This is a genomic window from Methanococcoides burtonii DSM 6242, assembly GCF_000013725.1.
GTDB classification, from domain to species: domain Archaea; phylum Halobacteriota; class Methanosarcinia; order Methanosarcinales; family Methanosarcinaceae; genus Methanococcoides; species Methanococcoides burtonii.
On the sequence record NC_007955.1, the window covers coordinates 722849 to 738673 of the forward strand.

At 41.5% G+C, this 15825-nt stretch carries 13 protein-coding genes; 3 read left to right on the forward strand and 10 right to left on the reverse strand.

The window, feature by feature from the left end:
• The first annotated feature begins 115 nt into the window (after window positions 1-115).
• Window positions 116-1378 (forward strand): serpin family protein, encoded by a 1263-nt coding sequence (locus MBUR_RS03595; RefSeq protein ID WP_011498825.1) that lies wholly within the window; start codon window positions 116-118, stop codon window positions 1376-1378.
• A gap of 243 nt (window positions 1379-1621) precedes the next feature.
• Here the strand turns inward: MBUR_RS03595 and thiC are convergent, their stop codons facing one another.
• A complete protein-coding gene (thiC, locus tag MBUR_RS03600) occupies window positions 1622-2911 on the reverse strand; it encodes a phosphomethylpyrimidine synthase ThiC (protein ID WP_011498826.1) in 1290 nt (429 codons plus the stop codon).
• A gap of 213 nt (window positions 2912-3124) precedes the next feature.
• Here thiC and MBUR_RS03605 point away from each other — a divergent pair, with 213 nt between their 5' ends.
• Entirely contained in the window at window positions 3125-3571 is a 447-nt protein-coding gene (locus MBUR_RS03605; protein WP_011498827.1) for a universal stress protein, read from the forward strand.
• 150 nt (window positions 3572-3721) lie between these two features.
• Complete coding sequence (locus MBUR_RS03610; protein WP_011498828.1) at window positions 3722-6064, forward strand: DNA topoisomerase I; 2343 nt, start codon at window positions 3722-3724, stop codon at window positions 6062-6064.
• 115 nt (window positions 6065-6179) lie between these two features.
• Here the strand turns inward: MBUR_RS03610 and MBUR_RS03615 are convergent, their stop codons facing one another.
• From MBUR_RS03615 to MBUR_RS03655, 9 genes are all read right to left on the reverse strand, one after another.
• Window positions 6180-7022 (reverse strand): nuclease-related domain-containing protein, encoded by an 843-nt coding sequence (locus MBUR_RS03615; RefSeq protein ID WP_048063211.1) that lies wholly within the window; start codon window positions 7020-7022, stop codon window positions 6180-6182.
• 499 nt (window positions 7023-7521) lie between these two features.
• Complete coding sequence (locus tag MBUR_RS03620; protein ID WP_011498830.1) at window positions 7522-8055, reverse strand: nitroreductase family protein; 534 nt, start codon at window positions 8053-8055, stop codon at window positions 7522-7524.
• A 71-nt stretch (window positions 8056-8126) separates the two neighbouring features.
• Window positions 8127-9134 carry a ketol-acid reductoisomerase gene (gene ilvC / locus MBUR_RS03625; RefSeq protein ID WP_011498831.1) on the reverse strand — a complete coding sequence of 336 codons (1008 nt, stop codon included), beginning with the start codon at window positions 9132-9134 and terminating at the stop codon, window positions 8127-8129.
• A gap of 43 nt (window positions 9135-9177) precedes the next feature.
• Window positions 9178-9663, reverse strand: coding sequence for an acetolactate synthase small subunit (gene ilvN, locus MBUR_RS03630; protein WP_011498832.1), 486 nt, complete (start codon window positions 9661-9663; stop codon window positions 9178-9180).
• Window positions 9660-11351, reverse strand: a complete 1692-nt coding sequence (locus MBUR_RS03635) for an acetolactate synthase large subunit (protein ID WP_011498833.1) — start codon at window positions 11349-11351, stop codon at window positions 9660-9662. Before MBUR_RS03635 ends, ilvN begins: the two co-directional genes overlap by 4 nt.
• Before the next feature lie 146 nt (window positions 11352-11497).
• On the reverse strand, window positions 11498-12982 hold the full coding sequence (locus MBUR_RS03640; protein WP_083754935.1) for a (R)-citramalate synthase: 1485 nt from the start codon (window positions 12980-12982) through the stop codon (window positions 11498-11500).
• Window positions 12983-13493: 511 nt separating this feature from the next.
• The gene (locus MBUR_RS03645) at window positions 13494-14546 is read right to left on the reverse strand and encodes a M42 family metallopeptidase (RefSeq protein ID WP_011498835.1); all 1053 of its coding nucleotides are present in this window, start codon (window positions 14544-14546) and stop codon (window positions 13494-13496) included.
• Window positions 14547-14661: 115 nt separating this feature from the next.
• Window positions 14662-15198, reverse strand: a complete 537-nt coding sequence (locus MBUR_RS03650; protein WP_011498836.1) for a hypothetical protein — start codon at window positions 15196-15198, stop codon at window positions 14662-14664.
• A gap of 91 nt (window positions 15199-15289) precedes the next feature.
• On the reverse strand, window positions 15290-15793 hold the full coding sequence (locus MBUR_RS03655) for a PEF-CTERM sorting domain-containing protein (RefSeq protein WP_011498837.1): 504 nt from the start codon (window positions 15791-15793) through the stop codon (window positions 15290-15292).
• Window positions 15794-15825: the final 32 nt, after the last annotated feature.

Genomic DNA, 15825 nt, shown 5'->3' on the forward strand with positions numbered 1-15825 from the left:
TACTTTCCGACATTTTGCGATTTGTCCGATAAATACTTTGAAATTTTCCGATACATTTTAATGCAGATTACAAGAGCGTCACAAATTTTTTATACATGCACTTCTACTAAAGATTATGAAAAAAATAAAAACTTTGTTGGTAGTTACATTATGCATAGTTTCATCACTTTTTCTAGGTTGTATTGAAGATTCAACTGTAAACACAAAGAATACAATCAATGCAGATTCAGTTGAAGAGTATGATATTGCAACAGCAAACAATGCTTTTGCTTTTGACATGTATTCAATGATTGAAAGCGAAGATGAAAATATTTTCTTCTCACCGTACAGTATATTCACTGCAATGGCTATTTGTTATGATGGTGCAGAAGGTTCTACAAAAAAGCAGATTTCAAATGTTTTTTACTATCCTTTAAGCAAACCTGTTCTTGAAGAGAGTTCAAAAGAGATGATAGATACAATTAATTCTGCTAATGATGAATATGATCTAAAAACAGCCAATGCTCTCTGGATACGAAAGAATTATCCTTTGAATGAACAGTTTGCACATAACTTGAAGATTTACTATGATGGAAATGTAACAAATGTAGATTTTAGAAATGAACCAGAAAAGTCTAAAGACATCATCAATGAATGGGTTTCAACAAACACCAATGGCAAGATTAAGGACATAATCTCGGATGAAATGATAGATCCCTACAACACAGCCATAATCATTACAAATGCAATTTACTTTAAAGGAAAATGGATTAATGAGTTTGACATAGAAAATACTCAAAAGGAACTTTTCTATAATTCATCTTCAAACGATGAAGGAACTCTCATAGACATGATGTATACAAGGCAGTATTTTAATTACGGTGAGAGCGAAGATGCAAAAATCGTTGAACTGCCTTACAAGGGCAATGATTTATGTATGTATATTGTTCTTCCTGAAGAAAATAACATTGATGATTTTGAAAACAGATTTACTCTCTCTTATTATAACAAACTCAAGTCATCCATGGAATCAGAAAAGGATGTAAGGATCTGGTTGCCTAAATTCAAGTTTAATACAAAAAACGAATTATCAAACACATTGAGAAATATGGGAATAGTAGAAGCTTTTACGAGTAACGCAAATTTCTCAAGTATCAGTACCCGCGGTGATCTATCCATATCTGAAGTAATTCATCAGGCATACATCGATGTGAATGAAGAAGGTACTGAGGCAGCAGCAGCAACGGCTATTGAAGCAACTGACAGTGCACCGATGCCTGGGCAGATAATGGAATTCAAGGCCGATCATCCTTTCATGTTCTTCATCGAAGATAAGAGAACAGGTTCCATACTTTTTATGGGAAAAGTTGGAAGTCCTGAATCTGAGGAAATGTCATAATGGCATTTTCTCCAATATCTTTCTCACTTCCTCCGTATTCAGTTCAAAATCTCATTCTTTCATTCGTTGACCAATAATTCATATCGCTGACCGAAAATTCAAGTGGTTAAACGAAAAATACCCTATTTATCGATCAAAGCGGACATTTTGACAAACAGGTCCTATAAAATTGGCAATATTTCAAAAAAAAGCATAAAGTTATTCTATCTCAGTAATTGTAAAAAAGAAAGATCTACAGAAAGATCAATTGTCTTTCTGCCTGCTCTCTTCAAGTGCACTTTTGACTATCTTCATGGCACAGAGTTCACCGCACATGGAACACGCATCAGTACCGGTGTTTCGGCTTTCCCTGATCTTGCGTGCCTTTTCACTGTCAATGGCAACTTCGAATTGTGTCTCCCAATCGAGTTCAGCTCGGGCATGTGCCATCCTGTCATCCAGCTCACGTGCCTTTTCTTTCTGTCCCTCGCGAGTAAGATCGGCAGCGTGTGCAGCGATATTTGTGACAATAGCACCTTCGCGTATGTCATCTACGGTTGGCAATGCAAGATGTTCTGCCGGTGTTGTCATGCAAAGGAAATCCGCTCCGTACATTCCTGCCAGTGTGCCTCCGATAGCTCCTGTTATATGGTCATATCCTGGTGCAATATCGGTCACAAGAGGGCCAAGCAAGTAGAGGGGTGCACCGTGGCACAATTCCTTCATGGCCTTTACGCTAAGTTCGACTTCGTTCAAAGGTACATGTCCAGGACCTTCCACAAAGGTCTGCACGTCTGATTCCCTTGCTTTGCTGACAAGTTCTCCGAGAGTTATGAACTCCATGAACTTTGGTGCATCGGATGCGTCATGGATACAGCCCGGTCTCATACCATCGCCAAGACTTATTGTCAGGTCGTATTCCTTAGCGATCTCCACAAGGTAGTCATATTCGGAATAGAATGGATTTTCCTGTTCATTGTGTATCATCCATGCAATGGTGAAAGAGCCGCCACGACTGACAACGTTTGTGATCCGGTCTCCCTTTTTGAGCCTTTCCAATGCATTGTAGTTGACACCTGAATGGATAGTGACAAAATCAACCCCATCTTCAGCATGTTTGCGAACAGCATTGAACATGTCATCAGATGTCATATCGACCACAGTCTTATGAGATGCTGCTGCCTGGTATATTGGCACGGTTCCAATAGGAACATCCACTGCATCCATTATCCTTGAACGTATAAGGTCGAGGTCTCCTCCGGTGGACAGGTCCATAATGGTATCTGCTCCGTATTTTACCGCTGCTTTTGCTTTATCGACCTCTTCATCGATATTCACAAAATCCCTTGAGGTTCCGATATTGGCGTTTACCTTAACGCTCATATATTTCCCAATGCCGAATGCACGGGATTTACCTTTTATGTTCTTCGGGATGGTCACAAGTCCCTTTGCAACACAGGACCTTACAAGCTCTACATCTATCCCTTCAAGTTCGGCAACACTTCTAATCTCAGGGGTGATCAGTCCCTTCCTTGCATCTTCCATTAATGTCATAGTTACTCCGGCAAAATAGTCTGTACCTTAAGATATTATGATTTCAAGTCTCGTTTGTAGTTGCAATATAGCACAGGTGCATATATATGTTTCATATTCCTGTGGCCGAACTTTCTCAGGACATTTTAGTAAATATGATATACTATTGAAAAGTATATTTTACTTGGGTGAATGTCTTTTCAAAGAGCACCTATGTATTACTGGGGGTATTAAATGGCAGGTAAAAGTTATAAGAAAATATTGATAGCTACCGACGGTTCTGATAATGCAAAGAATGCTATTTTTTCAGGAATTAACCTGGCAGGGCTGCTTGGAGCAAAGATCTATGCAGTTTGTGTCCTTCCGACACATCCCGCTTCTTCCATGCCTATAGGCTCAAGGATGATGCGATGGGAAATTCCATTTGATGTAATGAGGGAAGAAGGTACAAAGGCAGTGAACGAGGTTGTCGAACACGCCAAAATAAATGGTGTGGATGCAGAACCTGTTCTGCTTGAAGGACATCCTTCTGAAGAGATCCTCAGATATGCACAGGATAATGATATCGACCTGATCGTACTGGGAACTCTCGGCAAGACTGGTCTGACACGATTGCTTCTTGGAAGTGTGGCGGAAAATGTATTACGTCATTCTCCTGTGGAAGTTCTGGTAGTAAGGTGAACCTTTTGTTCACCTCTATTTTTATTTGTTTTCTCTATTTTCCTCATTTTTAATCTCAGATAACTTTAATGTAGTGTTAGCGATATGTAATGTCATACCTTTTTTAGGAACAGTATCGCGATTTGAACCAATTTATCCACTCGATTATCCATGACCACAGTTGTATTCACCGAGAAGAACAAGGCCGCTGCACAGATATCTACCATCCTGTCCGGAGGTTCAGCAAAAAGAAGCATCGTGGATGGTGTTTCTGTATATGAGTTCCAGAGGGACGGTTCTCTCTGGAAGATCATGGGACTTGCAGGTCATATCATGGGGTATGATTATCCTGAGGAGTTTCACAATTGGAGGGATGTAGACCCTGCTGCTCTGTTGGATACCGATCCTGTGAAGCAGATCAACAAAGCATCGTTTGGCAGTGCTATCCTGAAGATCTCCAAGGGTGCAGATCTTCTTGTGCTTGCTTGCGATTTTGATAGGGAAGGGGAGAATATAGGGTTCGAGGCGAAGTCCATTGCAGAGAAAGTATCCGATGCAACAGTTAAACGTGCACGTTTTTCTTCCCTCTCTAAAAGTGAGATCGAAAAGGCTTTTAATGACCTTGTGGAGCCTGATGAGAACATGGCGATGTCCGCAGAGGCAAGGCAGATCCTTGATCTCAAGATGGGTGCATCCTTTACTCGATTTGTGACCCTTTCGGTGCGGGAAAGAGCAAGGACCAAGGGTGTTCTCTCCATCGGACCATGTCAGACCCCGACATGTGGTTTTGTTTATGAACGTGAACTTGCCATTCGTAAGTTCGATTCCCGGGATTTCTGGAAGATAGAGGGAGTGTTCACTGGAAAGGGTGCTGATATTATAGGTGTGCACCGCGGTGGTCACATCTATGATAAAGAAAAAGCAGCTGCTATCTTTAAGAAACTGAAAGGTTGCAAGACTGCGGTCATTTCTAAAAAGACAGTAAAGGAGATGAATACAAATCCTCCTTTCCCGCTCAACACCAATGAGTTCCTAAAACGTGCATCGAAATATCTGGGTGTGAGTCCTGATCAGGCTCTGGAGATCGCTGAACAGCTCTATCTTTCAGGCTTTACCAGCTATCCGAGGACAGAGACGAACATGTATGCTGATGACATGGATTTTGCCAGCATACTCAAAGGCTTTACTAAAGGGGATTATCAGGATTTTGCATTGCTACTACTGTCACAAAAGGCCATAGTTCCCCGTAATGGTAAAAAGGACGGTCATGACCACCCGCCTATACATCCTATCAAGGCAGGTTCACGCATGGAGGTCGAAAGAGCTATCAAGATGCCGCGTGCATGGGATGTATATGATCTTATTGTAAGACATTTCATTGCGAACTTACTTCCGCCGGCGGTATTTGAAAAGACACGGTTCGAGATCACCATGGAGGATGAACTGTTCGATTCTACGGGCTCGATACAGAAGAACGCCGGATGGCTTGCTGTTTATCCTTTTGAGAAGCCACAGGACAAGATATTACCTGCTCTTGATCTGGGTGAGGTTCTCGATGTCAAGAAGATCACTAATATAAAGTCACAGACCACACCTCCGAAAAGGCTAACTGAGGCCGAACTCCTTACGCTTATGGATAAGCATGGTATCGGCACCAAAGCAACTGCTCCGAGTCACATAGAGACCAACAAGAAACGTGGTTATTTCGAGGTCAAGGGAAAGACCATTGCCATACTGGATACTGGTTTTACTTTGATGGATGCGCTGAACAGTTCCGTTCCCATCCTTGTCAAACCTGATATTCGTTCAAGTATAGAATCTCTCATACAGGATGTTGAGGACGGCAACAAGAAGTTCGAGCTGGCCCTTGAAGAAGGTACTTCGCTTATCAAGGAGATGTATTCCCAGCTTCTGAGCAATCGTGATCTTATGGTCACTCGTATAGCAGGGACCATTACAGATGAAGCGGTCGAGGCGGATAAGAAGAGCCATATTGGTAAATGTAATGAATGCGAACGGGTGCTTCGTATCGTCAGTACGGATAAGGGGCGTTTTGTAGGCTGTACAGGTTATCCACAGTGCAAGAACACTTTCCCTTTGCCGAAAACAGGTGCTTTGGCCGTGCAGAGGTCACGTACTTGCAAGAAAGGCGGAGCGGCTGTTTTGAAGGTGGGGAGTAAATATTTCTGGGCTGTGGGTATAGGACCTTGCTTTTCATGCGATATGGAAAAGGAATGCTATCCACCGGAAATTGTGGGTGAGTGTCCTGCCTGTGATGGTCAGACATTTTTGATCACTACCAAGGACTCACGTTTCCTTGGCTGTACAAAACGTTGTGGTCATACTCAGTCTGTTCCAAAGAACGGCAGGCTGACCATCACCGATAAGGTGTGTGAAGGATGTGGATGGCGATTATTGCGTGTCAAAGAGCAGGGCAAGGATGCGAAGGAATATTGTGCCAATCGTAAATGTGAGGTTGCTGCACAGATGCGAAGCAGTTACAGGAAAAAATAAGCTGGCAAATACTGTTGCTTGATAGTAATATCATTAAATGAGCTTGGCAAGTACACAATCATGCTACCTGAAGATTATTGACAAAGTTTTAGCTATTCTCTTTTCCTAAGATATTTCAGTACTTACTGCATAGTTTGCTTGCGATTTTATTTATGTGTGCAGTAGTTAACAACCATTTACTCTTTTCAATATGTGATGGAATTTGATTGTAACGTGCTACTCTAACAAATCTATGTTTTTCGAAGGGAATAGTAGAACCAGTTATTGCAAGTATTGATTTGACTTTAACTTCACTATTTGCAAGGTTGTGGTATGTTTTTTGAATTGCATTACCATATTTGTTATCGTTCAAATACCGATATACAATGTAACTACTTCTCTGTATTTGGTCATACGGTGTATATGAACCTTCATTAAAAACAGTTTGAGTATAGTTTTTACTCCAATTTTTTGTTTCAATTACAAATACTCCTGTAGGGCCAACTACAAGATGATCAATTTGAGCAGATTTTAAAGAGGAACCGTTAAACTTTATGTATTCGTTTAATTCAAGATATACATCGTTGAATTGAAAATAATCATCAGAAAGTTCAGTTAGTTTTTTTATAACAGCTATTTCTCCCAATGCTCCTTTGTATTCATTTGAATTTTTTAAATCTTCTAATTTATTAAGTTGGGATACTAAGTGAGATAACCTTGATTCTGCTTCCACATCAATATTATTTTCGAGCCTATCAAGTTTATGTTTCAACATTTTAAACGAAGATTTTTCGATTTCAAGTCGCTTATTTAATTCAATATGTATATCTTGCGTTAGGTAGTATAATCTCTTATTATGACGACGTAATTTTAGTTTACTTGAAAGATATTGAAGCAGGTGCGTTACACTAATTTTGATTGAATACAAATCTTCGATTTCATCGATTAAGTTCTCAGATTCGAGTTCAATTTCTTTCAATATTTTAGATTTTTTTAATTCTATAGTGTTTTCAGCAGTTTCAATTTCTATATGAAGGTTATTGATTTCTGATTTAATTTGAGCACAAATAATTGGCTTTTGTTCCTCATATTGATTTTGAATCTCCTCTAAAAGATTATCAATTTCAGTTAAATCTGTTATACGAAATCCTATGTCTCTTGCAAAATTGATTAAATCCTTCTACGCCCCTGACTTTCCCTATTGAATTACCAAACTTGTTCACCTGAAATAACTTTTAAACACAGAAATTGATTACTAATATGACATCTGCCAAAATTTCATTTGCTTTTATTATTGATGTTTATTTCTGTATTAAGTTTTATTCTGTTGTCATTTAGGAGTAGTGAAAACAATACCAATGATATTCATAAAATAAAAACTAATTAATTCATCATTCTTCTCGTTTTTACAATTTCTATATATGTTGAGTAATTTCCCCATCATTCTTATATTGGAAGTGAAGATATCTGTGGAGGGTTCAGTTAGAACCTGTCCACTTATTATCGAATTTGTTTTTGAAAGTAAGCTCTGAAACACTTTTCCTACTGGACGTTCTTTCCTTTTTCACTGGTTTTCCAATAGCTATCACTGCCATAAGCTCATAAATTTCCGGTACCTCAAGGATAGAATTGACCTTTTCCGCCTGTTTGAGTATTTCACCAAGCCATACCGAGCCAAGTCCAAGTTCGACACATGCAAGCAACATGTTCTGTATTGATGCTCCGATGGCCATCACATCTTTGTCATGGTGGTACATTTCGGAATTATCAAGATAAACTGCGATCAATAGTTTTGAGCCTAGTACAATGGTCGAGTAATGGGTGCATTGTGCCAGGTCCTTGATGGTGTTCTCATCTTGTATGACAATGAATTTCCAGGGCTGGTTGTTAAGACCCGATGGTGCCCATCTGGCACAGTCAAGGATGGTATTGATATCTTTTTCACTGACCGGTTCATCGGTGTATTCTCTGACACTTCGACGGCTAAGAATGGTTTCTATGGTAGTTGACATAAGGATCACAAAAAAAGAAGGTTTTTCAGGACATAATGCCCTGAAAAAGTATTTAGTTTATATTTATAAGCTTACTCTTCGTTGAGTTCGCTGTTAAGCCATGGCATCATTGCCCTGAGCTTCTTACCAACGACCTCTACAGGGTGTTCCTTTTCAAGGCGTTCCATGGAGGTAAGTACAGCATGGTTTGTCTGTCCTTCAAGGACAAACTCACGTGCGAACTCACCATTCTGGATCCTCTCGAGTGCAACATACATTGCTTCACGGGACTCTTCGTTGATGATCTGTGGGCCTACTGTAAGACCGCCATATTCTGCGGTGTTGGATACTGAATACCACATCTTCTCAAGACCGCCCTCGTGGATGAGGTCGACAATGAGCTTGAGCTCGTGTAGTGTCTCGAAATATGCCATCTCCGGCTGGTATCCTGCTTCGACAAGAACTTCGAAGGATGTCTTGATAAGACTTGCGACACCGCCACAAAGATCAACCTGCTCTCCGAAAAGGTCGGTCTCTGTCTCTTCACGGAATGTTGTCTCGATGACACCGGCTCTTGTACATCCGACACCCTTTGCGTGTGCAAGTGCCATTTCAAGTGCATTTCCGCTTGCGTCCTGATAGACTGCGATAAGACCTGGAACGCCAGCTCCTTCTTTGTATGTTCTTCTTACAAGGTGACCTGGGCTCTTTGGTGCTACCATGTAGACATCAAGGTCCTTTGATGGTACGATCTGGTTGTAGTGGATGTTGAATCCGTGTGAGAACACAAGGGAGTTTCCTGCTTCAAGTCCTGGCTCTATTTCTGAATAATATACCTTTGACTGGATCTCATCAGGAAGGAGGATCTGGACAACATCTGCAGCTTTTGCAGCGTCTGCTACGGTCATGACCTTAAGGCCATCGTCTTCTGCCTGTTTCCAGCGGCGGCTTCCTTCTCTGAGGCCGATAACGACATCAAGGCCGGAGTCATGCAGGTTCTGTGCCTGAGCATGACCCTGGCTACCATAGCCCATTACAGCAATTATTTTACCTTTAAGTGCGCCAAGATCGGCGTCTTTGTCATAGAACATTTCTACCATGTTTATTTCTCCTGATTCTGAAAAGATTAAAATGAATGATCGTTTATTGGCTCTTTGAGCCTCTGTTAAGTGCTACGATTCCTGTTCTTGCCAGTTCTTTGATTCCGAATGGCTTAAGCAATGTCTGAATAGCCTTTATCTTTTCAACGTCGCCGGTAACTTCAATGGTCAATGACTTTGAAGCGACATCGATGGTCCTTGCCCTGAATATATTGACTATTTGTATTATCTCTGCACGATTGCTGGCATCGGTATTAACTTTTATGAGGGCAAGTTCTCTTTCTACGAATTCCTCGGAACTGAGATCGATCACACGAATGACATCTATCAGCTTGTTAAGCTGCTTCATGACCTGTTCAAGCACGTGATCATCACCACTAACAATGATGGTCATTCTTGAGAGGGTCGGGTCTTCAGTTGTCCCTACTGCAAGGCTGTCAATGTTGAAACCACGGCGTGAAAAGAGTCCGGCAACCCTTGCCAGTACTCCGTATTTGTTCTCCACCAGAACTGCAAGCGTGTGTCTCATTGTATGTCCTCCAGATCGAGTATTTCGTTTATTGCAGCACCTGCCGGGACCATAGGGGATACATTCTCCTCACGCTCGATGATGAAATCGATAAGTACCGGCGCATTGGCCTCAACCGCTTTTTCGATGGCAGCTTTCACTTCGGATGGCTTTGTTACGCGTATTCCCATTGCACCGTATGCTTCTGCCAGCTTGACGAAGTCAACACTGTTCTCAATGGTGGTGTGTGAATAGCGGTGTTCGAAGAACAATGCCTGCCATTGTCTGACCATTCCAAGATAACCATTGTTGAAAATTGCAATGATTATTGGGATATTGTTCTGGACAATGGTTGCCATTTCCTGTGAGTTCATCTGAAATGAACCGTCACCTGAAACATCGAATACGACCTTGTCGGGTCTGCCGATCTTGGCACCGATAGCTGCCGGAAATCCATAGCCCATTGTTCCGAGTCCACCTGAGGATATGAATGTACGTGGTTCGGTGTAGTTAAAATACTGGGCAGCCCACATCTGGTGTTGTCCGACCTCGGTGACGATGATCGCATCAGGACATACTTCATTTATCTGTTCGAGTATATACTGTGGCTTGATGACATCATCTCTGTTTACATAGAACAATGGGAAATCCCTCTTCCATGTAGCAATTTTGTCTAGCCATTCTTTGGTATCGCATTCGGAAACATGTTTAAGCAGTGCACCCAGGATCTGCTTTGCATCACCGACTATGGGGACATCTACCTTTATGATCTTTGATATTTCCGCAGGGTCGATATCAATGTGGATAACTGTTGCGTTTGGTGCGAAAGATGTTGTCTTTCCGGTTACTCTGTCATCGAAACGTACGCCTACTGCTATGAGAACATCGCTTTCCTGAATTGCATAGTTCGCATATTTCGTACCGTGCATTCCAGGCATTCCGAGATAAAGTTCATTATCGTTCGGAAATCCTCCGATACCGGTAAGTGTCGTCGTAACAGGTGCTTTGAGCTTCTCGGCAAATGCCAGCAGCTCTTTGCTTCCTTCAGATCCGATCACACCGCCTCCGGCATAGATCACAGGTCTTTTTGCATCTTTAAGGACGGCTGCAGCTCTCTTTATTTGCTGTGCATTGCCTTTGAATGTTGGCTTATATCCACGCAGTTCGACTGTGTCAGGGTATACAAAATCAATTTCGTCTGTGGTAATATCCTTTGGAAGATCTATGAGCACTGGTCCGGGTCTGCCTGTGGAAGCAATATGGAATGCTTCTTTGATGATCCTTGGCAGGTCCTTTACATCCTGTACGAGGTAATTGTGTTTTGTTATAGGCATTGTAATGCCAGTAATGTTAGCTTCCTGGAAGGCATCATTACCTATCATTGAGCTTGGTACTTGTCCGGTGAATGCTACCATTGGAACTGAATCCATGTATGCGTTTGCAATACCTGTTACAAGGTTCGTTGCTCCCGGGCCTGATGTCGCGAGGCACACCCCTACTTTACCTGTGGCTCTTGCGTATCCTTCGGCTGCATGGACTGCTGCCTGCTCGTGTCTGACGAGTAGATGGTGCAGATGTGCATCATAAAGTTCATCATAGATATGGAGCAGCACGCCACCCGGATATCCAAAAATAACTTCAACATTTTCCCGATACAGGCACTCGACAAATGCTCTTGCGCCTGTCATTCTTTCTGCTTTTCCGGTCATTCTATCTTTTCCTTTTAATTGATCGGTAAGATATGATCGATATGTGTTCGTTAAGTGTGTTAAGAACTGCTATTCAAATAGCTATCATCAATACTGACTATCAATTTGATATTGAAATCTTTTAATTATCAATAAATTATCTGTTCTTAATCCTGTATTAACTGGTTGATACCGTTTATAACAGCTTCTACAGATGCCATTATTATATCTGTTCGTGCACCCCTTGAGGTGACCATTTTTCCATCCTTTGAAAGTTTAACCAGCACTTCGACGAGTGCATCTGTGCCACCTGTAATGGCATCGACATGGTACTCTTCAAGATGGATGTCAGCGACACCAGAGACAGCTTTGCGAATCCCTTCAAAGGCTGCATCAACAGGTCCGTCTCCGGTAGCAGCTTCAACGATTTCCTTCCCATCGACTATCAGTCTTACAGAAGCAGTTGGGGTCGCTCTGTTCCCGGATACGACAGTTAAATCTTCTAATTTGACCTTTGACTCGCGGTATATGTCAAGCACAGTTTCCGCAATTGTCTGGAGGTCTGCATCTGTAACACGTTTTCCGTGGTCGCCTAATTCCTTCACACGTGAGACGATCTCATTGAGCTGTGAATCATCCACGTTCAGTCCCTGTTCTTTCAGTGCAAGTGTGACTGAACTCTTTCCTGCATGTTTTCCAAGCACTATCTGTCTTTCACGGCCGATACTTTCCGGAGTTATCGGCTCATAGGTGGAAGTGTCTGCGAGCAAACCGTGAACATGGATGCCTGCTTCATGGGTGAAAGCATTTCCACCGACCAGTGACTTATTTGGTGCAACGGCAAGCCCTGTAAGGCGACTAACCAGCCTTGAGACCTTGTACAGTTCATTGGTCTTGATACTGGTCTCACGCTTATAGAGCCATTCAAGGATCATGGCAACCTCTTCAAGTGCTGCGTTCCCTGCTCTTTCGCCAATGCCGTTTATGGTCATATGTGCTTCCCTTGCGCCTGCATTGAGCGCTGCTACTGTATTTGAGACTGCAAGACCAAAGTCATTATGGCAGTGAACAGCTACTGGCACGTCAATTGATGATGATAGATCTTTAAATATCTCGGTTGTTCTTTCAGGCACAAGCAATCCTACAGTATCACAGAAACACACTCTGTCAGCACCTACTTCAACGCCGGACTTGTACAGGTCTTTCAGGAAGTCTAAGTCTGCCCTTGAAGCATCCTCTCCGCTAAGCTCCACTATAAGACCATGGTCCTTTGCATATTCCACGGCACTTAATGCCATTTCTTTCAATGCTTCCCTGTCTTTTTTCAGCTTCACACTAATATGTAGGTCAGATACTGGTGCCACCAGGTGAATTGAATCCACATCACATTCTAATGCGAAATCCACATCCTGCTGCATGATACGGCAATAGCTGCAGATCTCTGCGTCCAGTCCTTCTGCGGCTACAGCACGGATGGCCTCTCGCTCACCTTCAGAAGTAATTGCTGAACCAGCTTCGATAATGTCTACTCCAAGCTCATCAAGCTTGCGTGCTATCCATACCTTCTCTTCTGTTTTCAGTGCGACACCAGGTGTCTGTTCGCCGTCTCTTAATGTTGTGTCCAAAAACCGGATATTTTCAAATAATGCAATCCCTCAGTTTATTTTTTAATTTTCAGTTTTAATTATCGATTATTTCTGATCAGTGACCTGCATATTCATCACTAATAATAAAGATATTATTTACGGATGCATGCCGCTGACTATAACAGCCAAAATAATACTCCTATTGCTTTTAGTCCTTTTGGTGTGAATAAATTCTCATATGCGATATGGCTGCCTGCATATCTTTTAATATTAGAAAATCCGGCAATATTTCTGTGCGTAAATTCCAATGAAATAAAAAGTGAAGGATCTTTTCAACATCGAGTGGGTAACTTAATTTATTTATATCTACCTTTCAATCGTCATGGAATTCAAAGAACTAATGCAAATCACAATCGTATGAGCAAAAATACCACATCACAATTTAAAGGATTGTGCAGGAAGATGATCTAGAATTGTGAACATTTGCTTGCAGGACGTTAAAATTACCCACTCGATGTTAATGAGACCCAAAGTAAATTATTATTTTAAAAAACAGGAGGAAGTATTCTGATATTTATCAGAAATACTTGTCAATGTTCTGAACAGCTTTTGCTATGAGATCGGCACAGGATCTCAGGTCTTCAAGGGATAGGACCTCCACAGGTGAGTGGATGTATCTTGTAGGTACGCTAATTGTGCTTGAGGGGATACCTTCTCTTGTGAGATGTATCGCAGTCGCATCGGTCGTTCCGCCACAACCTACATTGAGCTGGTATGGTATGTCGTTCTCTTCAGCGGTCTCTTTTAGCCATTTTACTACGTTTTTGTCCGCAATAAGTCCTCTGCCGGATGCATCAACGACTGTGATGACGGCACCTTTTCCCATTTCCAGTGCAGAATCGTTCTTGCTTATTCCGGGATGGTCTCCGGGGAATGTTACATCTACTGCAATGGCGACATCCGGATTAAGTCCGAAGGCAGATGTGCGTGCACCTTTGAGCCCGACCTCTTCCTGAACTGTCCCTACGGCATATATGGTCGCATTTACTTTTGTTTCGGATATCTGCTTCATGGCATCAATGAGCATTGCTACTCCTGCCCTGTTGTCGAATGCTTTACATGTGACCAGGCCGTTGGCGAGGGTTGCAAAATCCCTGTCCATTGATATGGCGGTTCCTACATCCACTCCCATCTTCATGGCATCTTCTTTGTCCTTTGCCCCGATATCAATGAACATGTCCTCTGCCTTTACCGGTTTATTTCTGTCTTCCTCTTTCATCACATGTGGTGGCTTTGAGCCGATAACACCTGTAAGCTGGGCATTGCTTCCGTGGACTATGACTCTCTGGCTGTGTAGTGTCTGGTCGAACCAGCCGCCGATCATCACAAAGTGCAGGAATCCCTTGTCATCAATATATTGCACCATCAGGCCGATCTCATCCATGTGTGCTGCCAGCATGACCGTAGGTCCATCACCTTTTTTTGTGGCGATGAGATTTCCCATCTTATCTGTTCTGGTCTCATCAACGTATGGTCTGATCTCGTCTTCCATTATCTGTTTGACGTTATTCTCATACCCTGATATTCCATGTGCATTAGATAATTTTTCAAGTAGTTTCTCAAGTTCCATAGCTGATCGCTGGTAGATTGGCTTTCGAGAATATAAAGGTTTGAGTAGGAAAGCTGAATAGTGTAGAATTAATAAATGGATTCAGGGGATTGTGCTAATTTAAAAAAACAATTATTTACACATTTATTTCAATGCCACGCTGACGTAACGCATTGCAAATTTTTGAAAAAATAATGGACTCGTATTTGTTGTTAAATCCAATATATTCTCTGATATTTTTTTCAATTTCAGCATATAATACATAATTTTTATTAGACTGATAATTGACGATGTTTTTTATTACGGAGAAGAAATTTTTAATTCCTTCTATATCATTGAATTCGTTTTTTCGAATGAAAAAATCGATACCTTCCTTTTTAACATGGAGGACATTATCGATGGTAGTATGTGATTTTGATAAAAGTGATACCGTAAAATCATCATTTGTGAGGGTTTCCATTATCTTAGTTATATAAATTTCGTATCCCAGATTATAAGCTACTAACTCATTGTCAATATTTATCCGAGTTGCTTTAGCCTCTATTTTTGGTTTAATTGAAATATATTTTCGACATAGTTTACCGTTTTGCTCGACAATTATTTGAAAATTCTCATCATACTCCGCTATTGGGGCATAACAGCTTTTTGCTTTTATTGTATCAATCGTATTCATTCACTCCACCACACAGTGACTATTGAACCCACTCTACAAAGTTTCAGAAATTATATCAAAGAAAATAAAAAAGTATGTAAGAAGAGTAAGCTTACTCTTCTTTGCGGCGCTGAAGGAAGAATGCCAGACCAATGATCGCTGCTACAGGGAGTGCGATTGTTGGGAATTCCGGTACTTCGATTGTTCTTGATGCAGAGTCAACTTCTACTGAACTGTCGCCTGCAACTACCTTTATTGTGTATACAGTGTCCATTGGTGCATTTATATCCTTGGTAACGGTTATAATGCCTACGTCAGTATATGGATTTGTTGTTGGTATCACGCTTGCTGGTACTGTTACTGCAATATCACTTGGTGACCCTGTTCCTGATTTTACAACTACTGAATAGCTGTATGGGAACGTCTTATTCAGGTCAGCAGGATTCATGTTCTCCATGTAATAACTCAGCGTTACTGTCTCTCCTGGCTGGATTATCATTGGGTTTGGTGCTGCAGCTGTTCCTGCAGCGTTATAAAGGTTCCCATCATATGCCATTGCTGTGCCAGCTGTAGCAATAATTGCTACTAATAGATATATTAATATTTTACTTTTCATGATTGTACCACCTCTCTATTACTACAGTTGTT